This is a genomic window from Spirillospora sp. NPDC000708 (assembly GCF_040299565.1).
In the GTDB taxonomy this organism is placed as follows: domain Bacteria; phylum Actinomycetota; class Actinomycetes; order Streptosporangiales; family Streptosporangiaceae; genus Spirillospora.
Map to the genome: position 1 here is coordinate 25,475 of NZ_JBEPCJ010000078.1, position 26,719 is coordinate 52,193.

Genomic DNA, 26,719 nt, shown 5'->3' on the forward strand with positions numbered 1-26,719 from the left:
CGGAGGTCAGGGCAGCAGGGCCACCTTGCCGACGACGCGGCGGTTGAGCAGGTCGTCGAGGACCCGCGGCGCGGACGCGAGCGGCTCCGTGCGCGGCGCGACGGGGTCGAGGCGGTCCTCGGCCACCATGGCGAGCAGCTCGTCGAGAAGGGCGCGCTGCTCGGCGGGGTGCCTCATGGACCAGGCGCCCCAGTCGACGCCGACGATGGAGCGGTTGCGCAGCAGCACCTGGTTGAGCGGGAGGGACGGGATGTCCCCGGACGCGAAGCCGATCACGGCGTAGCGGCCGCCCTCGCGCAGGGCGCGCAGCGCCGGGTCGGCGAGGGCGCCGCCGACCGGGTCGTAGACGAGGTCGACACCGCCGTCCGACCAGGCGCGGGCGGCGGCCTTGACGTCGGCGGCGTCGACGGCGGAGTCCGCGCCCGCGGCGAGGGCCGCCCGGCGCTTCTCCTCCGACGACGCGACCGCCAGCACCCGGGCGCCGAGGGCCGTCGCGACCTGGACGGCGGCGAGGCCGACGCCGCCGCCGGCGCCGAGGACGAGGACGGTCTCGCCGGCGGCGAGGGCGGCGCGGTCGCGCAGCGCGAACAGGGCGGTGCAGTAGCTCTGGGTGAAGGTCGCGGCGCGCGGGGCGTCCAGCTTGTCCGGGAGCGGCACCGCTGCGGCGGCGGGGACGGCGACGTGCGACGCGAAGCCGCCGAGCCCGCACATCGCGAGGACGCGCGTCCCGTCCGGGAGGGTGCCGGCGACCTCGCTGCCGGGGACGAACGGCAGCGGCGGCTTGATCTGGTAGCGGCCCTGGACGAACAGGGCGTCGACGTAGTTGACGCCGGCCGCCTCGACGGTGAGCAGCACCTGGCCGGGGCCGGGCTCGACCGGGGCGGTGTCCTTGACGGCGAGGGAGCCGAGCTCCTCGCAGATCGCAGCGCGCATCCGTCCACTATGCCGGAAACCGAATAGCGTTCACCATCGGGCACCTTCGTGGGGATATGTACGTTGACCCCGGTGACGGCAGGATCGATCGGTCATACGGTGGCGACATGAGCTACACCCCCGACAGACAACGCTCCGACGGGCTCGTCAAGGCCGGCACGCGCGCGCTGTCGGCGGCGGTGCTCATCGGCTCGGTGACGGTCGTGATGTGGGTCCTCGAGGGCATCGACGTGCTCGACAACGGCGCGCTGGACCAGTTCGGCATCCAGCCGCACGACGTCGACGACCTTCCGGACATCTTCACGGCGCCCTTCATGCACGCGGGCTTCCCGCACCTGATGGCCAACACGATCCCGTTCGTGATCCTCGGGTTCATCGCGGCGGCGCGGGGGATCGCGAAGTTCCTGGCCGCGAGCCTGATCATCATCGTGGTCGGCGGGCTCGGCGTGTGGTTCTTCAGCTCCGCGAACACGCTCGGGTCCAGCATCCTGATCTTCGGGTTCTTCGGCTACCTGGTCGGGCGCGGGATCTTCGAGCGGCGGGTGCTGGACGTCGTGATCGCCGTGCTGGTGGTCGCGGTCTACGGGACGATGCTGGTCGGCGTGGTCCCGAACGACCCGACGATCTCCTGGCAGGGCCACCTGTTCGGGCTGATCGGCGGCGTGCTGGGCGCGTGGTTCCTGCGCCGGAGCCGCGTCGAGCGCCAGGAGGTCGTCCGCGGGGTGTGAGAGCCGGTCACCCGCCGGGTGTGAGGTCGGCCGTCTCCGCTTCGAGGCGCTTGGGACGGGACGGGACGTCCTCGTCGGGCCGTTCGGCGCTGCGGGCCGTCAGGGCGGCCAGGCCGAAGGCGACGGGGATCCACGCCACCGCCGACAGCCGCGGCAGCTCGTCGACGAGCGGGTGCAGCGAGGCGATCGCCGCGCCGGTGAGGCCCGCGGCGGCGACGGGCCAGGCGGCGTCCCAGCGGACGCGGGAGACCAGGCCGGCGGCGGCGAACAGGAACGCGGCCGGGATCAGCGGGTTCTCCAGCATCGCGGGGCCGATGTCGCCGCTCCACAGCTTCCCCGCGGCGGCCGAGAGCCGGTGCCACGGGTCGGGCACGTCGGGATGCCGGAAATGCCTGGTGAAGGTGTCCTGGAGTGTCTCGTGGACGCCCGGCAGGTGCAGGGCGGAGCCGATCCACAGGTTGCCCGCGAGGACGAGCACGGCGACGCCCGCGACGGCCAGAAACGCCCGCCGCGACGCGAAGACCGGGAGCAGGAGCACGGCGCCGACCGCGAGCGCGGTGGCCAGCACGACGCCGTTGGCGGGCTTGACGACGCACAGCAGCGCGAGCGCGCCGGCCAGCAGCGCCGATCCCGCGATCGCGGCGCGTTCGCGCAGCACCAGCACGGCACCGGTCAGCGCGAGCATCACGCACAGCATCATGGGCGCCTCGGCGAGCAGGCGGCTGCCCCAGAAACCGGTCGGGAGCAGGAAGAACAGGGCCTCCGCGACCAGGGCCTGGAGAGGCCGCAGCCCGATCGCCAGCGCCAGCAGGACGGCCGCGAGGCCGCACGCCACCCCCAGCGCGGCCGTCGCGGCGCTGAACCCGGCCGTGCCCATCACCCGGACGAACGGCACCGTGAGCAGCGGATAGCCCGGACGCGAGGTGAAGATCCGCTGGAAGCGCTCCGGCGCCACGCCGGGCAGCGCGGTCCGGTACCGGACGCAGTCGGGCCGCGTCCCCGCCGGGCGCGAGGGTCCCCGCATCAGGCCGCCGCAGGTGATGTCCGCCGCGGCGCGGTCGGCGGCGGGCTCCGACCAGCCCGCGTACCGGAACGCGTCGCGCGCGTACCAGAAGGTGTCGGGCGTGGCGGTGGGCGCGGTCCCCGACCAGCGCAGCAGCCACAGCCCGGACCCGAGCAGGACCGCGACCGCGACGAGCAGCACCGCCCGCGCCCAGGGCCGGTCGAGCGGGTGCGGCGCCGCGACGTCCGCGAACCGCACGCGCCAGGACGGCCACACCGCCGGGAGCCGGCGGCGGCGCCACGTCCGCGGCAAGCGGGGCGGCGGCCGGTGCGTCCCGCCGGGTTCCGGACCGTCGCCGGGGATCCGGCGGCCGGCGTCCTCGGGCCGTGAATAACTCTGCGTCACGGGCCGGGCACTGCCCGGCCGCGCGCACGGCAAGCGAGTTATGGGGATCTATCAGAAAATATTGGACATCCCTATAACCCCCCAGACCGCCGGGAACCCGCTAGTTCGGACGTACGGTCACATCCGACACGACGGCGTCGCGGGGCGTCTCCAGCGCGGCGACCAGCACGCGCGCCACCGTGCCGGGCGCGGCGAAGTCGTCCTCCGCGTACGGGTGGCCCTCCTGCGCGCGCACCTTCCGCTGCATCTCCGTGGCCGTCCGCCCCGGATAGACGGTCGTGACCCGCAGCGACGGCTCCTCCGCCCGCAGCGAGTCGGCGAGCGCGCGCAGCCCGAACTTGCTCGCCGCGTACGCCGACCACTCCGGGTTGGCGCGCAGCCCGGCGGTCGAGTTGACGAAGACCACGTGGCCCTCGGCGGCGCGCAGCGCGGGCAGCAGCAGCCGCGTCACCTCGGCGGCGGACACCAGGTTCACCGACAGGTGGTCCATCCACTCGTCCGCCTCCAGCTCGGCGACCGGCGACAGATGGACGACCCCGGCCGCGTGGACGACGCCGTCGAGCCGGCCGGGCAGCTCCGCCCCCGCGAGCACCGCCTCGATCCGCCGCGGCTCGGTGAGGTCCAGCGGGACCGTGGTGATGGACGCGCCCGACGCGGCGGCGGGCGGCGCGCCCGGCGCGATCGCGATGGACTGGGTGGCGGCGTGCGCGGCGCCGGTGCGCAGCTTCCCGGCCAGCTCGGCCAGCCGGTCGGGGGAGCGGCCGGTCAGGACCAGGTCGTGCCCGCGCTCGCGGAGCAGCTCCGCGACCGCGGTGCCGATGCCGCCGGTCGCCCCCGTGATCAGATACGTGCCCATGGGGCCCCATTCTCCTCGATCTCCGTACCCCCGTGGACGCGCGGGGCGCCGCCCCGGTTCGGCCACGTCAGTTCGGGCGCAGGACGCGGGTGACCCCCGCGATGAGCGCGGTGGCGAGCACCCACCCCGTCGCGATCAGCGCGTAGGCGACCCAGCGGGACCAGTTCTGCGGGTCGAACGCCTGCTGCTGCCCGAACGTGTCGATCGGGATCAGCAGGTCGAGGCTGTAGACGAGCGCGTGGAAGTGCGGCTGCTCCGCCGGCTGCTTGATCCCCTTCGGATGGTCGAGGGAGAACACCGTGGTCCCGACGGCGACCAGCACCGCGAACCACGCGAACGCCAGCCACGGCCGGTACCCGTAGCCGACCGTCCAGTCCAGGACGAGGTTCCACACCCGGCTGACCGCGTGGACCTTCCGGCGGCGCGCGCGCAGCTTGGCGAGCTGCACCTTGCGGGCCAGGACGTCGTGGCCGATGCCGTGGTACCAGGCGGCGAGCTGCTCGTACGGCTGGAGGTGGAACTCGGGATCGCGGGACACCCAGCTCAGCCGGTCCTTGAACCCGCCGCCGCGCAGCGTCTGGTACGTCAAGCCGTTCAGGTACAGCTCGTCCGGCCAGATCGACGGATGGTCCATGATCAGGTCGATCTTCGAGTACGACAGCGACACCCGGCCCTTGATCTTCTCCGACGGCCACAGCAGCAGCTCGTCGCAGACCATGTGGCTGGCGTGCAGCGCCATCCGCTTCGGGTCGGCGGAGTCGAGGATCCCCTTGGAGAACGACAGGATGCCGTTGAAGCGGGCGCTGCGCAGCCGGACCGTCCCGATCGCGCGGAAGCCGGCGCTGAACTCGCAGGTGTTCTCGACCACCATGTTCTGCCCGTCCAGCGCGATCCGCCCCGGGTTGGACAGCGTGGTGCCCTCCATGAACAGCCCGCCGTTCATCTTCGCGCCGACGAACCGGACCCCGCCGGTGATATCGGCGTTCCGGGCGAACAGCCCGACCTCGACGACCATGCTGCCGCTGAACAGCGCCCACTTGTCCGGCGCGGACGCGGTGATGCGGGTCCCGTTCATGCGGAACCCGCCGAGCAGCTGCGCGCGCGGCAGCCGCACCTCGCCCTCGATCTCCGAGCCGGACAGGCTGAGGAACCCGTCCGCCTGGAGGCCGCCGCCGTCGAAGCCCGGCATCCGGCACTCGGCGAACCGCAGCTGCCCGGTGCGCGCGTTCGACAGGCGCGGCGCCTCGACGAGGCGGCACCGCTCCAGCCGCAGCGGATGCTCGACGGTGCCGTTCGACACGTCCAGGCACCCGGTGATGTACGCGCCGGTGAGCCGGACGGCGGCGACGGCGCCGGTCCGGGTCTCGCCCGCGCCGAGGAGGAGCCGGTTGATGACCTCCGCCCGGACGATCCGGTCGGGCAGCGGCCCGGCGGGACGGTCGTCGCCGAGGACGACGCGCGCGCCGGTCGGGAACGCGGCCCACAGCCGGCGTTCGGCGGCGCTGAGACCGGGCGGTTCGCTGAGGCCAGGGGGGTGCGGCACGGGAACCCTTTCTACGGGGAGACCCCCTCCGCGATCAACACCGCGGAGGGGGTCCGCGTCGTCCCCCCAGGTCAGGGCTTAGAAGAAGCCGCGGCGGCGGCCGGCCTCCTGGAGGAAGCCGTCCAGCTCGCGCTCCCAGTCGGTGTGCTCGACGGTCGCGTAGTCGACGGTGAAGCGGCTGAACGCGTCGTGGCCCTCGGTGAAGACGCCGCCGCGCTTGTCCAGCTCCAGGACGACCTCCATCGACTGCGGGTACGACACGAACGTCACTTCGAGCTGGTTGATGCCGTGCGAGTAGTGGTGCGGCGGGTGGAACTCGATCTCCTGGTAGAAGGGCAGCTCCTGGTGCACGCCCCAGATGCGGCCCTTCTCGCAGTCGGCGTTGCGGAAGTGGAAGCCGAGGTTGGAGAACGCCGCGAGGATGCGCTCCTGCGCGGGCAGCGGGTGCACGGCGATCGGGTCGAGGTCGCCCGGGTCGAGGGCGCCCGCGACCTCCAGCTCGGTGGCGATGCCGACGGTGGTGCCGTGCAGCGGGTGCCCGTACATGTGGGTGAGCGGCGCCTCCCACGGGATCGGGAACTGGAACGGGACGCTGTGCCGCATCCCCTCCTCCAGCTTGAAACCGCCCGCGACCGGCATCTTCGAGTACTCGATGTTGGAGGTGTACTCGCTGTCGTCCGTCTCGACCTCGACCCGGGTGCGCAGCGCGAGGTTCACCGACTTGATGTCGGAGTTGTACTGGCCGCCGACGATGACGACCTCGCCCGTCACGACGCCGCCCGGGGTGGTGTTCGGGTCGTGCAGGGTCGTCTCGATCGAGGGCCCGCCGATGCCCATCGCCTGCCGCAGCTTCTTGAAGACCAAGGTCCGTCCTCCCGTGTCCGAGCACCCCCGGTGCTCCCGTCGTCGCATAGACGCGCTTACGGGAGATTACGTTCCTTAACGGCAGGTCGTAAGGCGAATCAGTGGCCCCCACCGGCCAGGTTGAGGCCGATGACGCCGAGGATGATGCAGGCGAGCGCGCCGATCTTCACCGCGGAGACCTGGTCGCCCATGACCAGCATCCCGAGCGCGGCGGTGCCGACGGCGCCGATCCCGACCCAGACGGCGTACGCGGTGCCGACCTCCAGCGACTTCAGCGCATGGCTGAGCAGGCCGAAACCGGCCACGGCGAAGAGGAGGAATCCGGCGGACGGCAGCCACTCGGAGAAGTTCTTGCTGGCCTTCAGGCACAGCGCCATCGCGACCTCGAACAGGCCCGCGAGGATGACGAGGATCCACGCCATGGTGACTCCCGGATGCGTGAGACGGCACGGTCACGCGTCGTCTTCGCTTTCCGGGTACGGCGCACCTCGTCCGGGACGGCCCGCTCAGGGGCCCTCGACCGCGTCAACGGCTCCGCGGTGCGGGGTGTTCCCGCCGGTGGCCGATGTCACCGGCGGGAACCTCGAAACGTGCGAAACGCGGGGAACATGGAGGACGCGGGGAACGCGGCCTCAGGAGCGTCCCAGCGCGCGGTACTCCCAGCCGGCGGCCCGCCAGCGCTCGGCGTCCAGCGCGTGGCGGCCGTCCACGATCCGCTTGTGCCGGACGACCTGCGCCAGCGCCTCCGGATCGATCTCCTTGAAGTCGGACCACTCGGTCAGCAGCACGACGACGTCGGCGTCCCGGGCGACGTCGAGCGCGCTGTCGCCGTAGCGCAGCTCCGGGAACGCCCGCCGCGCGTTGTCGAGCGCGGCCGGGTCGAACACCCGGACGTGCCCGCCGAGCCCGTGCATGGTGCGCGCCACGTCCAGCGCGGGCGCGTCCCGGATGTCGTCGGAGTTCGGCTTGAACGCCGCGCCCCACGCCGCGATCCGCTTGCCGGAGATCCCGCCGAGCATCTCCCGGACGAGGTCGACGGTGCGGGCGCGCCGCCGCCGGTTGATGTCGTCGACCTCGCGCAGGAACGACACGGCCTGCCCGACGCCGAGCTCCTCCGCGCGGTGCGCGAACGCCCGGATGTCCTTCGGCAGGCAGCCGCCGCCGAAGCCGAGGCCCGGCTTGAGGAACTTGCCGCCGATCCGGTCGTCCAGCGCGAGCGAGTCCGCGAGGTGCTTGATGTCGGCGCCGACCGCCTCGCAGACCTCCGCCATCGCGTTGATGTAGGAGATCTTCGTGGCGAGGAAGGAGTTCGCGGCGACCTTCACCAGCTCGGCGGTCGCGAGGTCGGTGCGGACCACCGGGGTGCCGAGGTCGAGGATCGGCCGGAACGCGGCCTCCAGCCGCTCCAGCGCCCAGTCGGACGCGACGCCGAACACCAGCCGGTCGGGGCGCATCGTGTCGTCCACGGCGAAGCCCTCGCGCAGGAACTCGGGGTTCCACGCCAGCTCGACGTCCTCGCCCGCCGGGGCGAGGTCGTGGAGGACGCCGGTGATGCGCTGGGCCGTGCCGACCGGCACCGTCGACTTCCCGACGACCAGCGCGCGCCGGGTGAGGTTCGGCGCGAGCGCGCGTACCGCCGCGTCGACGTAGGTGAGGTCGGCGGCGTCGGATCCCGGCTGCTGCGGCGTCCCCACGCACAGGAAGTGGACGTCGCCGAACTCGCCGGCCTCCTCGAAGGAGGTGGTGAACCGCAGCCGCCCGGACTCCAGCGCCTTGGTGAGCAGCTCCGGCAGGCCGGGCTCGAAGAACGGCACCTCGCCGGACGCGAGCCGGTCGACCTTCCGCTGGTCGACGTCCACGCCGAGGACCTCGAAGCCCAGCACGGCCATGCAGATGGCGTGCGTGGCGCCGAGGTAGCCGGTGCCGATGACGGTGAGCCGCGGGGACTCCGTCGGGTTCATTGCGCTTCTCCTTCTTCACAGCTGACGGAAGGGACGGCTCCCGATGGCTCTAGGAGCACGTGCCCTTGTTGGTCAGTCGGCCGCCGGTGACGCGGTTGTCGCAGGCGACCGTGTTGCCGTCCGAACCGAGGAAGATCCCGACGCCCTTGCCGCCGCCCAGGTCGATGACGTTGCGGCGGAAGACGTTGCCGGTCCCCCAGCCCTTGTACTCCTCGTGGGTCTGGAAACCGTCCTTGAGCGTTCCGGTCCCGCGGTTGCCCTCGATGACGTAGCCGTTGCCCTTGGCGTCGACCCACGAGTCGTTGACGCTCCCGCCGGAGAGCTGCGAGCCGTCGAAGACGTTCCCGACGAGCCGGCCGCCCGACGTGCCCTCCTTGATGTCCACCGCCTCCGCGGTCGCGGTGATCCGGTTCCCGGCGACGAGGTTGGCGTCGCTCGCGTCCGGCCTGCCCTGGGTGACCTGGCCCCAGTTGTTGTGCGACGAGCCGAGGTACACCCCCTCGCCGAAGCGCGGGTTCGCCCGGCCCGTCCGGGTGATCATGTTGTACTGCACCGCGTTGCCGGTGCTGAAATCGCGCAGGTGGACGGCCTCGTCGCCGACGTCGTGGACGGTGAGCCCCTGCACGACCGTCCCGCTGGTGCCGTCGAGCATGACGCCCTTCTGGCTGCGGGTGACGGTGAAGCCGACCAGCCGCCAGTGGCTCGCGTTCTGCAGGTGGAAGCCGTAGCCCTTGGAGAGGGCGCCGCCGTCCAGCACCGACTGCGGCGTCCCGCACACGAAGATCGGTTTCGCGCGGGTGCCGGACCTCTGGCTGGAGAACCGGCCCGCGTACCGGCCGGGGGCCAGCCGGATGACGTCACCGGGCGCGGCCGTGTTCAGCTTCTCCTGCAACTGGACGGCTCCGTGCACGGTCACGGTCGCCTTGGGGCACGCGATCCGCTGGTACGACGACGGCAGCGGCATCGCCGGCGCCGGCTGCCCGATCCCGCTCCCCGAGCCGGCCCCCGAGCCCGCCCCGGCCCCGGCGCCCGCACCGGCGCCCGCGCCGTTCCCCGTGCCGGCGCGCGCGCCCTTCCCCGTTCCGGGAAAGGGGTCGCTCTCGGCGGCGTTCTTGCCCTTGCCGCCGCCCTGGGTGGCCAGCACGACCACGGCGCTGGTCGCGACGGCCCCGACGGCCAGCACGCCGGCGAACTTCACATCAATCTTCACGGTCCACCCCGCCCCGCGTCACGCGCCCCCGCGCGTCAGGAGCACTTGCCCTTCGCGGTGAGCCGCCCGCCGGTCACCTTGTTGTTGCAGGCGATCGTGTTGCCGCCGACGGTGTCGTTGATGCCGACGCCCTTGCCGCCGTCCAGGTTGATCGTGTTGTTGCGGAAGGTGTTGCCGGTGCCCCAGCCGTTGATGATCTGGTGCACCTGGAAGCCGTCCGCGGGCGTCTTGTCGCCCTTGTTGCCCTCGATCAGGTAGCCGTTGCCCTTGACGTCGACCCACGAGTCGTTGTGCTTGTCGCCGCCGGTCCTCGACCCGTCGAACACGTTGTTGAGGATCTTGCCGCCCTTCGTGCCCTCCTTGATGTCGACCGCCTCCGCGGTGGCGCGGATGACGTTGCCGCGGACCACGTTGTTGTCGCTGTTGTCGACCTTGCCGCCGGAGACCGATTTGAAGTTGGACTGCGCGGTGCCGAGGTAGACGCCCTCGCCGAACTTCTCGCGCCGCAGCCCGGTGTTGAAGATCTTGTTGTACTGGATGGTGTTGCCGGTGGAGAAGTCGCGCACGTGGATGCCCTCGTCACCGATGTCGTGCACGTTCAGGCCCTGGATGACCGACCCGTTCGTGGTGTCGCCGACGACGCCCTTCTGGCTGTTCTGGACGGTGAAGCCGATCAGCCGCCAGTAGTTCGCCTTGTCCAGGTGGAAGCCGTAGCCCTTCTTGACGCCGCCGCCGTCGATGACCGACCCCTGCTCGCCGCACAGGAAGATCGGCTGCTGCTGCGTGCCGGACGCGGTCGCGACGAACTTGCCGACGTACTTCCCGGGGTTCATCTTGATGACGTCGCCGGCCTGCGCGCCCTTCAGCGCCTGCTGGAGCGCGTTCGCGTCGCCGACGGTCTTGGTCGGCTTCGGGCAGGCGACCTTCCCGCCGCCGTCGGGGACGGGCAGCGTCAGCGGAGCGCCGGCCTGCGCGCCGCCGCCCGCGCCGCCGTCCCCGTCGCCGTCCCCGGAGCCCTGGTCGCCGCCCTGGTCGCCGCCGCCCTGCGGGGCGGGGCTGATCCGGCCGTCCGCGGACGTCTTCTTCGAGTCGTCCCCGCCGCCCCCGCTGGTGAACAGGATCACCAGCCCGGCCGCCACCAGCGCGCCGACCGCGAGGCCGATGAGGAACTTGACGTCGATCTTGATCGTCATGCTGAACTACTCCTTGGATGACCGCTCTGGTGCGTCGTGCCGCCGTGGGCGCCGGGCTAGCGTCCCGCGCGCGCACCGACTCGCTGACCGTCCTGGGAGGGGACGGTATCGGCGCGGCGGAGCAGCCGCACGGGCCGTTCCTCGAGCTTGTCCTGCGCCGAATACGGGTGGGCGCCGAGGCTGCCGATGCGCAGCCGCGTGCCGCGGGACCGGAACATGGAGATGGCCACCAGCAGGAACACGCCCGCCCAGATGACGTTCATCGGCTTGAAGATCCGCTTCAGCCAGGTCACGAAGCCCGCGGTCTTGTGCCATCCCTTGATGTTGTTGTTGGCGTTCTGGTACTTGCCCGTGGCCCGGTCGACGTCCATCACGCTCGTGCCGGCGCCGCTCAGGGTGTTGCCGGTGATGACGGACCCGGTGACGTCGCCGCGCAGCGTGATCCCGTGCCGGTGCGCCGACTGCACCGTGTTGCCGTTGAAGGTGCCGTTGGCGTCGCGGACGTACAGGGCGGTCTTCCCGCCGGTGACGACGTTGCCGGACACCGTCGCGGCAGCCATCCCGTCGCGGACGACGATCCCCTGCCGGGAGAAGCCCTTCACCTGGTTCCCGGCGATCTGGATGCGGGTGCCCTTCTCGCGCGCCACGATGCCCATGTCGCCGCCGGTGATCCGGCTGTTCTGCACGGCGACGCCGGTGCCGCCGAGCAGCTCCACCCCGTAGCGCCCGTTGTCCGTCGCGACGCTGCTGCCCACCAGGTTGTTGCCGAAGCTGGTGATCGCCTCGCCGGACGCCGACGGCCCCTCGGCGAGCGGCTCGCCGTTCAGCGTGAACCCGTTGCCGCCGTTCCCGTTCGACGTGCAGTTGGTGACGCGGACGCCCTCGGTCCCGCGCGACAGCACGAAGCCGTCGCCGCGGCTGGCGGTGACGGTGGTGTTCTCGATCGTCGCGTTCTTCGCGAACCGGTGCAGCAGCACCCCGTCGACCAGGCTGTTCCTGATGGCGGTGTTGGTGATCTGTACCTGGTTGGACGCGGTGACGAACACCCCGTAGGCGTCGCCGTCGAAGCGGGAGTGGTCGATCGTCCCGCTGACCAGGCTCGCCGCCGGGACCTCGAACGTGCCGCCCCTGCCGGCGGCGCCCGCCGGGGTGACCTGGACCCGCTGGCGGTCGCCCTGCGTCGCCTCCTGCTGGCCGTCCGGGAGCTGCACCCGGTGCGCGGGCCCGGCGTCCGACAGCTCGGCGGACGAGTCCGGGCGGTCCGAGCCGGTCAGCGCGACGCCGCCGGTGCGGCCGCTCCAGAACCCGAGGTCGGACGCCTGCGTGTAGTGCATCTCGAACGTGCCGCCGATCGCGCGGATGTAGGCGCGGCCGTCGGCGACCTGCGTGTCCGGCTTGTTCGTGTCGTCGTTCCAGCTGGTGAAGCGGACCGGGTTCTGCGCCGACCCGTTGATGCGGACGGTGCCGCCCGCGCTGACGATCGAGGTGAACGAGCCGGGCACGCTGCGCATCCGGATCGTCAGCGGCCCGGTGGAGCTCTGCAGGATCAGCTTGCCGCCGGCCGCGACCATGATGTTGACGCTGAGCAGGTAGGAGCCGTCGCTCTGCTTCTGGAAGTCCTGCCCGGCGAGCTTCTGCAGCTCGGAGACGTAGTACGGCTGCCGGCGCTGCGGCAGCATCAGCGTCCGCCCGGTGGCCGAGGTCATCAGCCGCGGCTGGCGGGCCGCCGCGGCGGCCGCGCCGCCGCCCGCGAGGTCGGACTCCTGCTTCGCGCGGATCTGCATGACCCGCAGGTCCTCCTGGTCGACCAGCGTCGACTGCTGCCGCGCCGCGCTCGGCGCGACGTCGTCGACGCCCGGCAGCCCGGAGCCCTGCTGAGAGTAGACGCGGTAGGCGTAGGTGCCGCCGCCCGCGAGGCCCAGGACGAGCAGCGTCACGACGACCTTGCCGGCGCCGCCCTTCTTCTTCCCGGGCGCGGCGCCGTGCCGCGGCCCCGCGGGCCCGGCCGGTGCCGGAGTCGGCCCGCTCATGTCAGACACCCCTTCGTTGCGGCTGCGGGACGCCGCCGCGCGGCGTCGGGTGCGGCGGCGTCGCCGGCGGCGGCACCGGGCGCGGGCCGGTCGTCTGCGACGCGTGCGGCGCGACCGGCTGCGGCACCGCGGGCCGCGGGACGTTGCCGGGGACCGTCGGCGAGGCGGACGGCCCGCCCGGCGGCGGCACGGCGTGCCGCCCGGCGACCGGCTGTCCGGGCGCCGCGGCGAGCGGGTTCCCGCCGAGGCCGCCGGCCCCGGCGCCCGCCATCGCGGGGGCGCCCGGCATCGCGCCGGGCATCGGGCCGGGCCGCGCGGGCATCGGCCGCGGCTGCGGATGCGCCGACCGCCGCGGCAGGCTCCACACCTGCCGCTTCTCCAGCGGCTGCTGCAGCGTGTACGGGTGCAGGCCGAGCCGGCCGATCCGCTGCCGGTCGTTGCGGGCCCGGACCATCGAGAAGATGACGACCGCGAACACGCACGTCCAGATGACGTTCAGCGGCGTCAGGTACCGCTGGACCTTCATCCACAGCGACGCGGTGTCGTGCCAGCCGTCGTCGTTGTTGTCCTCCTTGACGACCTTCCCGTGCGACCGGGACGTGCTGACCGCGCTGGTGCCGGACCCGCTGAGCGTGTTGTCGCGGATCTGCGAGCCGCCCGCCGAGCCGATCACCGAGATGCCGTGCGCCCTCGCGCCCTTGACGGTGTTGCCGAGCAGCGTCGCCGACGAGGAGCGCAGGTAGATGCCGGTGCGGGCGCCGTCGACGGTGTTGCCGGCGAGGTTCGCGTCCCGCACCCCGTCGCGCAGCGAGATGCCCTGCCGGACCTGCCCGGTCAGCTGGTTGCCGGAGATCTGCACGTTGGTGGCGGCGTCCCGGACGACGATGCCCATGTCGCCGCCGATGACCTTGCTGTTCTGTACCGACAGCTTGTCGCCGCCGAGCAGTTCGATCCCGTAGTGGCCGTTGTCCTTGGCCAGGCTGTTGTTGATCGAGCTGTCGCCGAAGCTCTCCAGCGACTCGCCGGACGCGGACGGCCCGTCGGCGAGCGCCTTGCCGTTCAGCGTGAAGCCGTCGTGGCCGTTCTTCTCCGCGGTGCAGTTCGTGACGCGGATCTTCTCGGTGGCACGCGACAGCACGAACCCGTCGCCGCGGCTGCCCCGCACGGTCGTGTTCGCGATGTTGGCGTTCTTCGCGAACCGGTGCATGACCAGCCCGTTCACCAGGCTGTTCTGGATCTCGTTGCTGGTGATCTGGGTCTGGTTGGAGCCGGACACGAACAGCCCGAACGCGTCGCCGGTGACGGTGCTGTTGGTGATCGACCCGGTGACGAGGTCGGCGGCCGGGACGTGCGTCGCGGTGCCGCCGGGCGTCTCGGTCTCGATGTCGCCGGGGCCGCCGCCGGTGCTGCCGCCGTTCTGCTGCTGTTGCTGACGCTTCTTCTTGGCCTCGTGCCGCTGCTGCTTGTTCAGGTGCTTGGTGGCGCTGGACGGGCGGTCGGTGCCGGTCAGCGCGATGCCGCCGGTCCGGCCGCTCCAGAAGCCGAGGTCGCTGACCTTGGTGTGGTCCATCCGGAACTCGCCGCCGACGGCGCGGATGTAGGCGCGGCCGTCGGCGACCTGCCGGTCCGGGGCGTTGACGCGCGGGTTCCAGCTGATGATCTGCACCGGGGCGCGCTGGGTGCCCTTGATCTGGATGGTGCCGCCGAAGCTGACGATGGAGCTGAACGCGCCCGGCAGGCTGCCCATCCGCAGGACGAGCGGGCTCGTCCCGCTGGCGAGCAGCAGCTTCGCGCCGTCGGCGACGAACACGTGGATGCCGAGCAGGAACGAGCCGTCGCCCTGGCGGCGGAAGTACTGCCCGCCGTACTTGGCGAGGTCGGCGACGGTGTAGGGGCGTCCGGTGGGCGTCGCGGGCAGGACCAGCGTCTTGCCCTGCGCGGAGCCGAAGATCTGCGGCCGCTTCCACTGCGCGGTCGCCTGCCCGCCGATCATCAGGATCGCGGACAGCACGGACCGCGTCTGCATGATCCGCTGGTCTTCCTGGTCGACCAGCGCGGCCTGCCGGTTGGCGTCGGCGACCGGGTCGGCGTGCGCGCGCGGCGTCGGTGTCCCGGGCAGGAGCCCGAGCGGGACGAGCCCCAGGCCGAGCGCGACGGCGGCCGCGGCGAGGCCCCGCCCTGAGACGCTCGGCAGGCGCGGGCGGAGGTTCGGGTGCGTCACCTCAGCCCACTCCCTGGAGCGAGCTCGCGCTCTGCCCGGCGCCGCCGACCTGGTCGGCGGTGCGGGTCAGCCAGCCCTGCTTGTTCATCGTGACGAACGCGTACAGCTTGATCGGCAGCGAGATGCCGATGACGACGAACACGGTCAGCGGCAGCAGCAGGATCTCGCCGGGGTGCCGCTTGAGGTGCGACCAGCCGCGGATGCCGCGGCCGAGCAGCACCCAGCCGAGCGCGAGCGTGATGCCGAGCGGGGTGAAGTTGTCGGCCAGCCGGCTGAAGATCAGGTACCCGAGGGTGACGGCCATGGTGACCGGGGTCAGCAGGATCTGCAGGACGGTCACCTTGGTGACGAACGGCGTCTTCCACAGCCACCCCTTCCACAGGGCGGTGAGGTAGCAGCGGTAGGAGTTGCGGCTCCACCGGATGCGCTGCTTGAAGAAGGCCCGGAACGAGTCGGGGAACATCGAGATCGCGCGCGCCGACGACTGGTGCACGGTCTTGTAGCCCTGCGACAGGGTGAGCCAGGTGAGCCGGCCGTCGTCGCCGGCGATGCAGCGGCGGCCGAGGAAGAACTCGTTCTCGAGGTTCTCCACCACCGGCAGGATCACCGAGCGGCGGTAGGCGGCGGTGCGGCCGGACAGGCAGGCGACGCCGCCCTTGGAGCCCATGGCGGGGACGTAGTCGTAGTAGCGCAGGTTGACCAGCCAGTCGGCGACGCGGCGCCAGACGCTGGTGGTGCGCTGGTACACGTTCTGCTGGGTGCCGACGCCGCCGACCTGCGGGTCCTCGAAGGGCATCTGCACCGCGTCGAGCAGGCCGGGCTGCCACCACGTGTCGGAGTCGGCGAACACGATGACCTCGCCGCGGGCGGCGCGGATGCCGACGCCGAGCGCGGAGCGCTTGCCGGCGTGCTCGTAGACGAGCACGTGCAGCCGCGGGTCGGTGACCTGGGCGAGGCGCCGGTGCCCCTCGGTGTCGCCGACGTCGATCACGATGATGACCTCGCTGGGGTTCTGGGCGAGCCAGCTCTCCAGGCAGCGGATGAGGATCTCGGGGTCCTCGCGGTAGGAGGGGACCACGACCGAGACGGTCGTCCGGAAGTTGTTGACCACCGGCTTGTCCATGCGGGACAGGATCACCCGGTAGAGCCAGAGCCCCCAGACGAGCAGCCCGGCGAAGCCCAGCGGAACGAACTTCCGCCAGTCGCCTCCGGCCGTCGCCCCCGCGACCGAACTCCAGGCGTCACTCAGCCACCCCGTGACAGACGACAAGACAGGTCCTCTCTCTTCCGTGGCATCGGCGGATTCGCCGACCATTGCGACCCCGTGCCACCTCCAGTAAGAGTGAGCAGCGCAGCAAATGGTTCACATTTGCCAGATTCGGCCACACCTGCCACTTGCGCCGGGCCCTTTATCGTGCGTCTTGATCAACTGTCAAGGGAAAGCGGGAGATCGTTCGTCGATCGACGCGTTCGTAAGGAGCCGGACGCGCGGACGCCACGATTCGGAAACACCCGACTGGAAGTCAGTGGTCGTGTATAGGGATCGGGGTCCAAAAAATGTCCATTTGACCGCTTATTTCTACGCGCCGGTACGGGACGTGTGATTCGCGTCACGTTTAGCGGCCGTGCCGGGCCGCGTTGTGGCCTGCGTCCCGCGAGCCGTCCGGTTCGGGGTGGTTGCCACTGGTTACCAGCGGGTAGCATGATGATGAGTTACTGACCAGTAGACGTGCGGGGCCGGCCGGCGCCGCCGGACCAGACGGAGTCTCGAATGGGGCACTACAAGAGCAACCTCCGGGACCTGGAGTTCAACCTCTTCGAGGTGTTCAAGCGCCAGGACCTCCTCGGCAGCGGACCGTACGCCGACCTGGACGAGGACACGGTGCGCAGCATCCTCGACGAGGTGAACCGGCTCGCCGAGGGCCCGCTGGCCGACTCCTTCGAGGACGCCGACCGCAACCCGCCGAAGTTCGACCCCGCCACCGGCACCGTCCAGATGCCGGAGAGCTTCAAGAAGTCGTTCAAGGCGTGGATGGACGCCGAGTGGTACCGCCTCGACCTCGCCCCCGAGTTCGGCGGCAGCGGCGCCCCGCGCTCGCTGACCTGGGCCGTCGCGGAGCAGGTGCTCGGCGCCAACCCGGCGGTCTACATGTTCGCCTCCGGCCCCGGGTTCGCCCAGATCCTGTGGCACATCGGCACCCCGGAGCAGAAGAGGTTCGCCGAGCTGGCGCTGGAGCGGCAGTGGGGCGCCACGATGGTGCTGACCGAGCCGGACGCCGGCTCCGACGTCGGCGCCGGCCGCACCAAGGCCGTCCAGCAGCCCGACGGCACCTGGCACATCGAGGGCGTCAAGCGCTTCATCACCTCGGCCGAGCACGACATGGCCGAGAACATCTTCCACCTGGTGCTCGCCCGCCCCGAGGGCGCCGGCCCCGGCACCAAGGGCCTGTCGATGTTCCTCGTCCCCAAGTACCTGGTGGACGTGGAGACCGGTGAGCTCGGCGAGCGCAACGGCGCCTACGTCACCAACGTCGAGAAGAAGATGGGCCTCAAGGTCTCCACGACCTGCGAGCTCACCCTCGGCGAGAAGCACCCCGCGGTCGGCTACCTGGTCGGCGACGTGCACCAGGGCATCAAGCAGATGTTCCTCGTCATCGAGTACGCCCGGATGATGGTCGGCACCAAGGCGATCGCCACGCTGTCCACCGGCTACCTGAACGCGCTGGAGTACGCCAAGGAGCGCGTCCAGGGCGCCGACATGACGCAGATGACCGACAAGTCGGCCCCGCGCGTGACGATCACCCACCACCCGGACGTCCGCCGCAGCCTGATGACCCAGAAGGCGTACGCGGAGGGCATGCGGGCGCTGGTGCAGCTCACCGCCACCTACCAGGACGCGGTGCAGATCGCCGAGTTCGAGGGCCGCAAGGACGAGCAGGCCGAGAAGGTCAACGACCTGCTGCTCCCGATCGTCAAGGGCTTCGGCTCCGAGCGGGCCTACGCGCTGCTCGGCGCGGAGTCCCTGCAGACCTTCGGCGGCTCCGGCTTCCTGCAGGAGTACCCGGTCGAGCAGTACATCCGCGACTCCAAGATCGACACCCTGTACGAGGGCACCACCGCGATCCAGGGCCAGGACCTGTTCTTCCGCAAGATCCTCCGGGACAACGGCGAGGCCCTCAAGGTGCTCGCCGGGCAGATCCAGGCGTTCGCCGAGTCCGACGCCGGCAACGGCCGGCTGAAGAACGAGCGGGCCCTGCTCGGCAAGGCCCTCGACGACGTGCAGGGCATCCTGAACCCGATGATCGGGTGGGCGCTCGGCTCGATGGAGAACCCGAAGGAGCTGTACCGGGTCGGCCTCAACACCTCCCGGCTGCTGCTCGCCCTCGGCGACCTGATCGTCGCGTGGCTGCTGTGCCGGCAGGCCGAGGTCGCCCTCACCGCCCTCGGCGGCGGCGACGTCTCCGACGCCGACAAGGCGTTCTACACCGGCAAGGTCGCCGCCGCGCAGTTCTTCTGCCAGACGGTGCTGCCGCGGCTCGCGTCCGAGCGCGCCGTCACCGAGGCCACCACCCTGGACGTGATGGAGCTGCCCGAAGAGGCCTTCTGAGACCCCTCCGCCTCCCGCGGACAGGGAACAGCGGCCCCCGCCACCCCGTGTGGCGGGGGCCGCTGCCGTTCCCGCGGCCGGGTCACTACTGTGGGCGCCGTCCCCGCCCCTCCCCCCGAACCGAACCGGAGAAGCCGATGCCGGTAAGCCGACAGCGGGATCACCGAAGCGCGCAGCGCCTTTCCTTAACCGTCCCCTTGGCCGTGTCCCTCGCCGGGGTGCTGGTCGCCGCGGGCTGCTCCGACTCCGGCAAGGCGAGCAAGAGCGACCCGCCGACGGCCAAGGGCGGCGCGCCCGCCGCGCCCGCGGCGACGACCGCGGCGGCCGGGTACACCAAGGAGGGGTGGTTCGGCGGCGCGGACGGCCTGCACGCCCGGCTCGCGATCACCGGCGTCGAGCGGCAGGGCGCCAAGTCCGTGCTGAAGTACAGCCTGACCTCGCTCGACCAGGCGCCGAAGTCGGTGCCGGTCGAGATCGCCCTGCTCGACCCCGTCGCCGGGAAGCTGTACAAGCCGACCGCGACCACCAGCGCCGCGCAGCTCGCGCCCAACGCCACCCGGCAGATGCAGGCCGAGTACCCGGCGATCCCGCAGACCGTCCAGAAGGTCACCGCGATCACCCCGGGCACGGCGGGGGAGTACACCGGCATCCCGGTGACGGGCACGGGGGACTCGCCCGCGGCGGGCTCCGGGGCCGGGGCGTCCGGCGGGAACCCGGCGGAGCTGTACGACATCACCGAGGGCGAGATCAAGGACGTCACGTCCAGCGGCACCGACGTCACGATGAACCTGCGCACCGACGTGCTGTTCGCGTTCAACTCGGCGAAGCTGTCCGGCCGCGCCAAGTCCGTCCTGGACGAGGCCGCGCAGGAGATCAAGGCGAAGGCCGACCCGGACAAGCGGCCGCTGACCTTCGACGGCCACACCGACAGCAAGGGCGGCGACTCCTACAACCTCAAGCTGTCCCGCCAGCGCGCCGAAGCCGTCATGGGCGAGATGAAGAAGCGGCTCGGCAACGCGTTCAAGTACTCCGCGCACGGCAAGGGCGAGGCCGAGCCCGTTGCGAAGGAGGGCGGCAAGGACGACGCGCAGGCCCGCGCCCGCAACCGCCGCGTCGAGATCTCCTACGTCGTCCGGCAGCAGACCGGCGGGACCACCGGCTCCAGCACCGCGGCCGCGGGCGGGCGCGGCGGCGCGGTCGCGCCCGCCGCCTTCCACGGCCAGGACGGCAACACCGTCGCCAGCCGGTACGGGCGGTTCGGCGCCGACAAGCGCCGCCTGGACGTCAAGCCGTTCTACCGGGACGGCGCCTACATCGTCTGCGTCTTCACCATCACCGACGAGGGTCCCGGAACCACCCCGCCCGACGCGGCCTACGCCCACAAGGACTACCCGGGCGGCGCGTTCACGTCGTTCTCCGTCCTCGCGCAGGGCGGGAAGGACGTGTACCGGGCCGTCCGCGTCGGCCCCGGCGACCCCGGCAAGCCCGCCGTCTACGTCGACCCGGGCCGCGCCACCTTCCTCACCGCCGTGAACCAGCCGCAGCGCGGGTTCATCTACGTCCCGGCCCCGCCCGGGAACGTCTCGTCGGTGGTCTTCGACGGCGGGCCGTTCGGGAAGGTCCTCAACGTCCCCGTCTCGTGACCGCGCACCGCGTCACTGCTTGGCGGACGCGACGAACGCCGCGATGCTCTTGGCCGCCCGATCCAGGTCGGCCTTGGGCGCGTGCGCCTTCTCGACCGCCTGCACGAACGCGTAGGTGAACGCGGCCGTGCAGAGGTCGGCCTGCGCCCACGGCTTGGTGCAGCCGACCACCGTCGGCCACCCGTTGGCGTCCATCGTCGCGAAGGACACGGCCACGTACGGGCTCGGCGGGCCGCCGTTCGTCAGCTGGTCCTTCCGGATGGACGCCCGCACGGACGGCACTCCGGTCGGGACGGCCTGCACGGGCAGCGGCGGCCGGCATTCGCCCTGCTCCTGCCCCTCCGGGGAGTCGGGGAAGTAGTCGCAGTCCGTCTGATATTTCGAGCCGACCCCGCCCGGCAGGACCTGGGTGATCGTCCCGGTCGGCCCCGCGCCCCCGGTTCCGCCGCGTGCCGGGATGTCCGTCTCTCCGCCGCCGTCCACCCCCAACGACCCGGCGCACTGCTCGGCGGCGGGTGCGATCAGGTACTGCCCGACCTGGCTGCGGAAGACGGCCGCGCCCTTCGGAAGCTTGACCTGCTCGGGCAGCCGCACCTTCGCGGGCCCGGGGGACGGCGTCATCGTCGTCGCCGTCGCGCCGGAGTAGGTGGTGGTGGTGCAGTTCCGGACGGCGGCGACGGTGACGGCGGACGGCGCGCCGGCGCGGTGCTTCCCGCCCGACCCGTGCCCGGCCGTGGTCGCGACGACGGCGCCGGCGGCGACAACCGCCGCCGTCCCGGCCGCGGCCGCCAGCAGGCCCTTCGCCCCGACGGTGGCTCCCTTCGCGCCCGTCCCCGCCGCCTTTCCGGCGCCGTGCTTGGCGCTCTGCGCGGTGAGGTGGCCGACCGTCTCGTTGGTGCCCTGCGCAGCGACATGGCCCGCCGCATGACTCGTGGCCTGCCCCGCTGCGTGACCTGCCGTCTGACCCACCGCGTGCCCCGCGGCCTGGCCGCCGGGAAGCAGCCAGGCGGCGAGCGGGAACAGCGCGGCGAGGGCCGCGGCGGCCGCCGCGAGCCTGCGGACGCCCCGTTCCTCCCAATCCGGCCCGTACGCCTCCCGGGCGGTCCGTTCCAGGTCCGCGACGAAGGCGGCGGCGCTCGCCGGCCGGTCGTCCGGCTCCTTGGCCATCCCGGCCGCGACCAGCGGACGCAGCGGCTCGGGGACGCTCTCGACCGGCACCGGCGCCGTGAGATGCGCCCGCCTCAACTCCCGCCGGTCACCCCTGTAGGGCCGCCGCCCGCTGACGCATTCCACGAACACGCAGGTGGCCGAGTACACGTCGCCGGCAGGCCGGGCGATGTGCCGGTCCCACTGTTCGGGCGCCATGTAGTACGCGGTGCCCGAGCCGCCCGCCTCCCGCCCGGCCCGCACGGCGATGCCGAAGTCGACCAGCCGGCTCGTGCCGTCCGCCGGGACGATGACGTTGGCGGGCTTGTAGTCGCGGTGGACGACGCCCAGCTCATGCGCCGCCGCCAAGCCCAGCAGCGAGCCCTTCAGCACGGCCAGGGACGCCTCGGGCCCGAGCGCCCCGTTCCGCTCGAGAAGCTCCTTGAGCGACACGCCGTCGACCGCCTCCATGACGATCGCGACGCCGTCCGCGCCCTCCACCAGCCGGTGCAGGCGGGCGACATGGGGGCTGTCGGCCTGCGCGAGCATGCGGGCCTCGTGGCGCATCCGCTCCCGGTCCGCCTCGTCCGCGCCACCGGCCAGATACTTGATCGCCACGGGTGCGCCCGTTGCGTCGTCCCGCGCCAGGACGACCCGCCCCTGGCCTCCGTGCCCGAGTTCGCGGACCTCGGTGTACCCCTCGACGTGCCAGCCGTCCATGCTCTCGTCCATGTGAATTCAGGGAACCCGGCGCAACGGGCCGCTCGCTCGCGGCCGGTCGAACCGAACGCGCCGGCCACGGCTGCCCTGCGGAGATCTTATTCTCGCCGCCATATCCGAAAAAGGCGCGCTTCGGCGAACCGTATCCGCCGACGTCGATGTGCGGATTCTTGCGTCCGGCCTTTTCCGCCTCGCGGTATAGAGATCATCGCGGCCGGGATAAGTACCAGACCGAAAACGGGGTCCGCCTACCCGGCGCGCCCCCGCACCAGGGGCAGGAACACCTCGTCCACGATCTCGGTCAGCACGGTGTCCGGGGCGTCGGGCAGGCCGCGCACCGCGTACTCGCCGCGCAGCATCGTCATCGGTAGTGAAGCCACGCGCGGGTGCACCGCTTCCGGCGGGGCCTCGCCCCGCGCCACCGCGCGGCCGAGCAGTGCAAGCCACGCGTTGTCCATGGTGCTGTCGCCGGACTGCTCGCGCAGCAGGCCCAGCAGTTGCGGATCGTCCCCGGCGGCCGTGAGCAGTTCCCTCAGTACGGCGCCCTGGGGTGACGACCATGTCGCGTTCGCCCGCCGGAGCAGTTCCAGTGCGTCGCCCCGCAACGTCCCGGTGTCCGGCACGGTCAACTGCGCGCGCGCGAGCCGCCGGTACGCGGCGACACCGAGCGCCGCCCGGTTCGGCCAGCGCCGGTAGATGGCGTTCTTGTTGGTGGCGGCGCGCCGGGCGACGGCGTCCATCGTCATCCCCGCGTAGCCGGACTCGCGCATCTCGTCGGCCGCCGCCTGAAGGATCGCCTCCTCGAGAGCCGCACCCCGCCGCCTCGTCCCCGACATCCCACCTCCAGAGTACGAACCGTACTCGAAACACCTCCGCGCTCCAACCATGAACAGCGCGCCAGATCCTGGCATAAGGTACTTCACGTACCGTATAGCGACCACCGATCGGAGAACCGTGCGCGCCTACGGCATCACCTACGACACCGGCTTCACGTCCGCCGGAACCACCACCCACGAGCCCTTCGACCCGGACCTGGTCCGCCGCGAGATGCGGATCATCCGGGACAAGTTGCGCTGCGACGCCGTCCGGATCACCGGCGGCGTCCAGGATCGCCTGGAGACCGCCGCGCGCCACGCCGCCGACGCCGGCCTGGAGGTCTGGTACTCGCCGTTCACCAACGGCCTCACCCCGGACGAGCTGATGGCGTTCATCCTCGACGGCGCCGAACGCGCCGAGCGCATCCGCCGTTCCGGCGCGTCCGTCGTCTTCCTCACCGGCTCCGAGATCACCCTGTTCACGCACGGCTTCCTGCCCGGCGACGACCTCCACGCCCGGGTGGCCGTGATGACGGACCCCGCCCGCTTCCGCGCGCTGCTCCCCGACCTGCACCCCCGCGTGAACGCCTTCCTCGGCCGGGCCGTCGCCGCCGTCCGCGAACGCTTCGCCGGCCCCGTCGGCTACGCGTCACTGCCGTTCGAAGGCGTCGACTGGGCCCCGTTCGACGTGATCGCCACCGACGCCGGATACCGCGACGCGAACACCGCGCCCGGCTTCGCCGAGCACCTCGCCGGGCAGACGTCGCAGGGCAATCCGTTCGCCGTCACCGAGTTCGGCTGCACCACCCACCGCGGCTCCGCCGACCTCGGCGGGCACGGCGAATCCGTGCTCGAATACGACGACCGCGCCCGCCCCGTCCGCATGACGAAGCCCCTCGTCCGCGACGAGCAGGAGCAGGCCGACTACATCCGCGAACTCCTCGACATCTACGACAAGGCCGGCGTCGACGCGGCCTTCGTCAACACCTTCGCCCGCCGCGACCTCCCCACGTCGTCCGACCCCGAACGCGACTTCGACAAGGCCAGCTACGGCATCGTCAAAATCCTCGAACCCGGCACCGCCACACCCGCCACCGGCCTCCCCTGGGAACCCAAAGCCGCCTTCCACACCCTCGCCACCCACCCCCGCACCCACCGCTGAGCTGCCTTCTCCCCTTGGCGACCGAATCGAGGTCTCCTGGCGGCGTCTATGATCGGCGGATGCCTCTAGGCCACCTTGGCGTAAATGTCCGCGACCTTGGCCAAGCCAAGGCGTACTACGACGAGTTGATGCCCCTGGTCGGCTTCGAAACCTTCTTCGCCACCGAGGAGGAGTTCTCCTACCGTCCGGCGGGCGGCAAGCCGGGCACGTATCTGTTCTTCTATCCGGCATTGGAGGACGGCGAGTACTCGCGCCACCGTCCGGGGCTCCAGCACCTCGCTTTCATGGTGAAGACGCGGGAGGAGGTCGACCGTCTTCATGAGTGGGCGGTCAAGCGGGGCGCGAATGTGCTCTATGAGCCGCAGGAGTTCCCGCAGTACGGCCCCACCTACTACGCCACCTTCTGGGAAGGCCACGACGGCGTCACTTTGGAGACCGTCTGCCACCGTTAGTGCTCATGGGCGGGGGTGTGGTGTCGGCTGACGGCGTTGAGGACCTCGTCCAGGTGGCCGCGGGCTTGTGCGGAGCGCAGGTGGTCCAGGTAGTCGCGGGATTCGACGATCTTCCCGTCCCGGACCCGGAGGACGAAGATCGCGGGAATGGTGAACGGCTCGCCGGTCTCCACCACGGTTCCCTCGTACCGGAACTCGGCGACGATGACCTCGGGGTCCGCCGTGTCGTGGACGGTGATTCCGGCCGGGCGGCGGCGCAGGGTGTGCCCTGGACCGGTGCCGGGCGGCGCGGTGACGCCGAAGTGCGCGCGCAGTTCGTCGAGGGAGCGCATGGGCGGCGCCGCGAGCGGATGGAAGGGGTGCTCGACATGGGTCCGTTCGGCGTACAGGTCGATCACCTCCTCCCAGCGTTCCTCGCAGACGCCGTGCACGAGCTTCAGGAAGACCTCGCGGGGAGTCAGGGGTTCGGGCATGGGGCTTCTCTCGCTAGAGCTCACCCACCGTCGGTGACGGCCGGTGCGGAGGCCGAGCAGGGGTCACGATAGTTCGCTGGGGAATTATTCGTCAACGAACTATTTGAGGTCGGCCGAGCGTGGCGAGGGCGCGCGCCGGGTCGGCGCGCGCCCTCGTCTTGTCCGGGCCTACGGCTGCGTGGGCAGGGTCTTGCAGGTGGAGGGGCTCGGCTTGCCGGTGAGGCGGTCGGTGAGCCAGGAGACCGCGTCGCCCTGGTCGAGGAGGAGCGGCGCGAAGTGGTTCAGGAGCGTCTTGTCGCCGAGGTTCGGCAGGTCGACGGGGACGTAGCTGACGTCGCCGCCCCGCCGGCACCAGTCGGCGGCGAGCCGCCGTGCCTGCGCGTGCGGGACGATGTCGTCCTTGACCCCCGTCATCAGCCGGACGGGCCCGGCGGGCTTGAGCGTGCCGATGCGCTGCTTGTCCAGGACGGCCCGCGCCTCGGGGATGGCCGGGATGATGTCGCCGATGGGCTTCCCGCTGACGCTCCACTTGGTGCTGGAGGTGAAGCCGTACTTGAAGAGCGCGTCGCCCACGCACATCGTGGACATGTCCTTGAGCGCGGCCTTGCCCGCCGCGTTGATGTTGTCGTCGATGAGGCGGCGCAGGGCGGGGTCGGACTGGGCGAAGCCGTTGATCGACCAGCCCAGCGCCCCGGCGAGCGCGCTGCCGTCGATGCCCTTCATGACGGCGGTCAGGTCGGCGGGCGGCGCGCCCGCGTAGGTGCCGGCGAGGTGGACGCCGGGCGCGTAGGCCGGCTGGAGTTCGGCCGCGGCGGCGCTGGCGCCGCCGCCCTGGCTGTAGCCGTAGAGCCCGACCTTCGACTTCGCCGTGATGGACGCCCCGGGTACGGCGTGCGCGGCGCGGGCGGCGTCGAGGAGGGCGTGCCCTTCGTCGGCGCGGTTCACGTAGGTGTGGAGGCGGTCGGTGGCGCCGAGGCCGACGTAGTCGGTGACGACCACGGCCGCGCCGGTGGACAGCAGCCGGTAGATCGCCAGGTCCTCGTAGGCCACGGACATGGTGTCGCCGGTCAGCGTCAGCGGGTTCTGCAGGGCGTACGAGGGGGCGCACTGGTCGCCTTGGCCCATCGTCCCGGAGGCCAGGGCGACCAGCGGACGGGGGCCGCCGCCGTTCCACGCCGCCGTGGGCTCGATGTAGGCGCCCGTCACCGCGACGGGCCTCCCGTTGGAGTCGGTGGACTTGTACATCAGCCGGGTCGCCTTGCCGGGCAGCGGACGGCCGTCCAGCCCCGGCAGGCTCAGCCCGAGCGGCAGCGGCTCGGTGCGGACGAGCGTGCCGTTCGTACGCGGCAGCGCGGCGGGCGGGTCGTAGAAGACCGGGATCGTGACGCCCCGGGACACCACGGGCGCCGGGCCCGGAGTCGCCGCCAGGCCCGGTCCGGCCTGGACGGTCGCCGCGAGGACGCCGGCCGACGACACGGCCAGCACCCCGCGCACCAGGGATCCGGTTCTCCTCATGCTCACTCCACGGACGGTCAATAAGAACTCACTTACTCTGTCATCCGTGGATCTTGTTTCCTATCGGCGGGGCGCACATCCGGAGGCCCGCGATCCATGCGCGACTGACAGGAACGCCCCGCGCATGACGAAGGCGCGCGCCGGGACGGCGCGCGCCGTCGACGGGATCCCACAGCCCCCCGGGCGCCGGGGCCGGGGGGGGTGGGGCCATTAGCCGCCGGGGCGGGGGGGGCGGGGGC

21 protein-coding genes and 1 riboswitch are annotated in these 26,719 nt (G+C 71.8%); of the genes, 5 read left to right on the forward strand and 16 right to left on the reverse strand.

The window, feature by feature from the left end; all coding sequences use genetic code 11:
* Nucleotides 1–6: 6 nt before the first annotated feature.
* Complete coding sequence (locus tag ABT299_RS39020) at nt 7–933, reverse strand: zinc-binding dehydrogenase (RefSeq protein WP_190868074.1); 927 nt, start codon at nt 931–933, stop codon at nt 7–9.
* A gap of 107 nt (nt 934–1,040) precedes the next feature.
* Here ABT299_RS39020 and ABT299_RS39025 point away from each other — a divergent pair, with 107 nt between their 5' ends.
* Nucleotides 1,041–1,661 carry a rhomboid family intramembrane serine protease gene (locus tag ABT299_RS39025; protein ID WP_387024270.1) on the forward strand — a complete coding sequence of 207 codons (621 nt, stop codon included), beginning with the start codon at nt 1,041–1,043 and terminating at the stop codon, nt 1,659–1,661.
* A gap of 7 nt (nt 1,662–1,668) precedes the next feature.
* Here the strand turns inward: ABT299_RS39025 and ABT299_RS39030 are convergent, their stop codons facing one another.
* The 11 genes from ABT299_RS39030 to ABT299_RS39080 all read right to left on the reverse strand — a co-directional run bounded on the left by ABT299_RS39030 (nt 1,669) and on the right by ABT299_RS39080 (nt 16,217).
* Entirely contained in the window at nt 1,669–3,069 is a 1,401-nt protein-coding gene (locus ABT299_RS39030) for a hypothetical protein (protein ID WP_500253814.1), read from the reverse strand.
* 100 nt (nt 3,070–3,169) lie between these two features.
* Complete coding sequence (locus ABT299_RS39035) at nt 3,170–3,925, reverse strand: SDR family oxidoreductase (protein ID WP_190868080.1); 756 nt, start codon at nt 3,923–3,925, stop codon at nt 3,170–3,172.
* A gap of 67 nt (nt 3,926–3,992) precedes the next feature.
* Nucleotides 3,993–5,468, reverse strand: a complete 1,476-nt coding sequence (locus ABT299_RS39040) for a hypothetical protein (protein WP_500253815.1) — start codon at nt 5,466–5,468, stop codon at nt 3,993–3,995.
* A 78-nt stretch (nt 5,469–5,546) separates the two neighbouring features.
* Nucleotides 5,547–6,332: a sporulation protein gene (locus ABT299_RS39045; RefSeq protein ID WP_190868084.1), complete on the reverse strand. Its 786-nt coding sequence runs from the start codon at nt 6,330–6,332 to the stop codon at nt 5,547–5,549.
* A gap of 98 nt (nt 6,333–6,430) precedes the next feature.
* Complete coding sequence (locus tag ABT299_RS39050) at nt 6,431–6,754, reverse strand: DMT family transporter (protein ID WP_387024265.1); 324 nt, start codon at nt 6,752–6,754, stop codon at nt 6,431–6,433.
* Nucleotides 6,755–6,785: 31 nt separating this feature from the next.
* A riboswitch (guanidine-III (ykkC-III) riboswitch) is annotated at nt 6,786–6,852 on the reverse strand.
* A gap of 112 nt (nt 6,853–6,964) precedes the next feature.
* The gene (locus ABT299_RS39055) at nt 6,965–8,293 is read right to left on the reverse strand and encodes a UDP-glucose dehydrogenase family protein (RefSeq protein WP_190868088.1); all 1,329 of its coding nucleotides are present in this window, start codon (nt 8,291–8,293) and stop codon (nt 6,965–6,967) included.
* Nucleotides 8,294–8,342: 49 nt separating this feature from the next.
* Nucleotides 8,343–9,503 (reverse strand): right-handed parallel beta-helix repeat-containing protein, encoded by a 1,161-nt coding sequence (locus tag ABT299_RS39060; RefSeq protein WP_500253816.1) that lies wholly within the window; start codon nt 9,501–9,503, stop codon nt 8,343–8,345.
* A 35-nt stretch (nt 9,504–9,538) separates the two neighbouring features.
* Nucleotides 9,539–10,696, reverse strand: a complete 1,158-nt coding sequence (locus tag ABT299_RS39065) for a right-handed parallel beta-helix repeat-containing protein (RefSeq protein WP_387024261.1) — start codon at nt 10,694–10,696, stop codon at nt 9,539–9,541.
* A gap of 56 nt (nt 10,697–10,752) precedes the next feature.
* On the reverse strand, nt 10,753–12,726 hold the full coding sequence (locus ABT299_RS39070) for a right-handed parallel beta-helix repeat-containing protein (RefSeq protein ID WP_500253817.1): 1,974 nt from the start codon (nt 12,724–12,726) through the stop codon (nt 10,753–10,755).
* 1 nt (nt 12,727) lies between these two features.
* The gene (locus ABT299_RS39075) at nt 12,728–14,947 is read right to left on the reverse strand and encodes a right-handed parallel beta-helix repeat-containing protein (protein ID WP_500253818.1); all 2,220 of its coding nucleotides are present in this window, start codon (nt 14,945–14,947) and stop codon (nt 12,728–12,730) included.
* A 1-nt stretch (nt 14,948) separates the two neighbouring features.
* The gene (locus ABT299_RS39080) at nt 14,949–16,217 is read right to left on the reverse strand and encodes a glycosyltransferase family 2 protein (protein WP_206700393.1); all 1,269 of its coding nucleotides are present in this window, start codon (nt 16,215–16,217) and stop codon (nt 14,949–14,951) included.
* A gap of 501 nt (nt 16,218–16,718) precedes the next feature.
* On the opposite strand from ABT299_RS39080, the gene ABT299_RS39085 reads away from it, so the two are divergent.
* Both ABT299_RS39085 and ABT299_RS39090 read left to right on the forward strand, forming a co-directional pair.
* Nucleotides 16,719–18,554 carry an acyl-CoA dehydrogenase gene (locus tag ABT299_RS39085; RefSeq protein ID WP_190868749.1) on the forward strand — a complete coding sequence of 612 codons (1,836 nt, stop codon included), beginning with the start codon at nt 16,719–16,721 and terminating at the stop codon, nt 18,552–18,554.
* 203 nt (nt 18,555–18,757) lie between these two features.
* Nucleotides 18,758–20,197 carry an OmpA family protein gene (locus ABT299_RS39090; protein WP_500253819.1) on the forward strand — a complete coding sequence of 480 codons (1,440 nt, stop codon included), beginning with the start codon at nt 18,758–18,760 and terminating at the stop codon, nt 20,195–20,197.
* Between the two features lie 12 nt (nt 20,198–20,209).
* Here the strand turns inward: ABT299_RS39090 and ABT299_RS39095 are convergent, their stop codons facing one another.
* Together ABT299_RS39095 and ABT299_RS39100 are read right to left on the reverse strand one after the other, a co-directional pair.
* Nucleotides 20,210–22,075, reverse strand: a complete 1,866-nt coding sequence (locus tag ABT299_RS39095; RefSeq protein ID WP_500253820.1) for a serine/threonine-protein kinase — start codon at nt 22,073–22,075, stop codon at nt 20,210–20,212.
* 236 nt (nt 22,076–22,311) lie between these two features.
* The gene (locus tag ABT299_RS39100) at nt 22,312–22,899 is read right to left on the reverse strand and encodes a TetR/AcrR family transcriptional regulator (protein ID WP_500253821.1); all 588 of its coding nucleotides are present in this window, start codon (nt 22,897–22,899) and stop codon (nt 22,312–22,314) included.
* Nucleotides 22,900–23,017: 118 nt separating this feature from the next.
* Here ABT299_RS39100 and ABT299_RS39105 point away from each other — a divergent pair, with 118 nt between their 5' ends.
* Nucleotides 23,018–24,040 carry a hypothetical protein gene (locus ABT299_RS39105; RefSeq protein ID WP_500253822.1) on the forward strand — a complete coding sequence of 341 codons (1,023 nt, stop codon included), beginning with the start codon at nt 23,018–23,020 and terminating at the stop codon, nt 24,038–24,040.
* Between the two features lie 59 nt (nt 24,041–24,099).
* Nucleotides 24,100–24,492: a VOC family protein gene (locus ABT299_RS39110; RefSeq protein ID WP_190868753.1), complete on the forward strand. Its 393-nt coding sequence runs from the start codon at nt 24,100–24,102 to the stop codon at nt 24,490–24,492.
* On the opposite strand, the gene ABT299_RS39115 is transcribed toward ABT299_RS39110, so the two are convergent.
* A complete protein-coding gene (locus tag ABT299_RS39115; protein ID WP_500190455.1) occupies nt 24,489–24,965 on the reverse strand; it encodes a nuclear transport factor 2 family protein in 477 nt (158 codons plus the stop codon). The genes ABT299_RS39110 and ABT299_RS39115 overlap by 4 nt on opposite strands.
* 168 nt (nt 24,966–25,133) lie before the next feature.
* Nucleotides 25,134–26,480 carry a lipase family protein gene (locus ABT299_RS39120; protein WP_500253823.1) on the reverse strand — a complete coding sequence of 449 codons (1,347 nt, stop codon included), beginning with the start codon at nt 26,478–26,480 and terminating at the stop codon, nt 25,134–25,136.
* Nucleotides 26,481–26,719: the final 239 nt, after the last annotated feature.

Bases quoted from the DNA above. Each gene is read 5' to 3' on its own strand.
- ABT299_RS39110 (WP_190868753.1), top strand. From the start codon at position 24,100: ATGCCTCTAGGCCACCTTGGCGTAAATGTCCGCGACCTTGGCCAAGCC.
- ABT299_RS39085 (WP_190868749.1), top strand. From the start codon at position 16,719: ATGGGGCACTACAAGAGCAACCTCCGGGACCTGGAGTTCAACCTCTTC.
- ABT299_RS39025 (WP_387024270.1), top strand. From the start codon at position 1,041: ATGAGCTACACCCCCGACAGACAACGCTCCGACGGGCTCGTCAAGGCC.
- ABT299_RS39055 (WP_190868088.1), bottom strand. From the start codon at position 8,293: ATGAACCCGACGGAGTCCCCGCGGCTCACCGTCATCGGCACCGGCTAC.
- ABT299_RS39095 (WP_500253820.1), bottom strand. From the start codon at position 22,075: ATGGACGAGAGCATGGACGGCTGGCACGTCGAGGGGTACACCGAGGTC.
- ABT299_RS39070 (WP_500253817.1), bottom strand. From the start codon at position 12,726: ATGAGCGGGCCGACTCCGGCACCGGCCGGGCCCGCGGGGCCGCGGCAC.
- ABT299_RS39115 (WP_500190455.1), bottom strand. From the start codon at position 24,965: ATGCCCGAACCCCTGACTCCCCGCGAGGTCTTCCTGAAGCTCGTGCAC.
- ABT299_RS39035 (WP_190868080.1), bottom strand. From the start codon at position 3,925: ATGGGCACGTATCTGATCACGGGGGCGACCGGCGGCATCGGCACCGCG.
- ABT299_RS39120 (WP_500253823.1), bottom strand. From the start codon at position 26,480: ATGAGGAGAACCGGATCCCTGGTGCGCGGGGTGCTGGCCGTGTCGTCG.
- ABT299_RS39100 (WP_500253821.1), bottom strand. From the start codon at position 22,899: ATGTCGGGGACGAGGCGGCGGGGTGCGGCTCTCGAGGAGGCGATCCTT.
- ABT299_RS39020 (WP_190868074.1), bottom strand. From the start codon at position 933: ATGCGCGCTGCGATCTGCGAGGAGCTCGGCTCCCTCGCCGTCAAGGAC.
- ABT299_RS39050 (WP_387024265.1), bottom strand. From the start codon at position 6,754: ATGGCGTGGATCCTCGTCATCCTCGCGGGCCTGTTCGAGGTCGCGATG.
- ABT299_RS39065 (WP_387024261.1), bottom strand. From the start codon at position 10,696: ATGACGATCAAGATCGACGTCAAGTTCCTCATCGGCCTCGCGGTCGGC.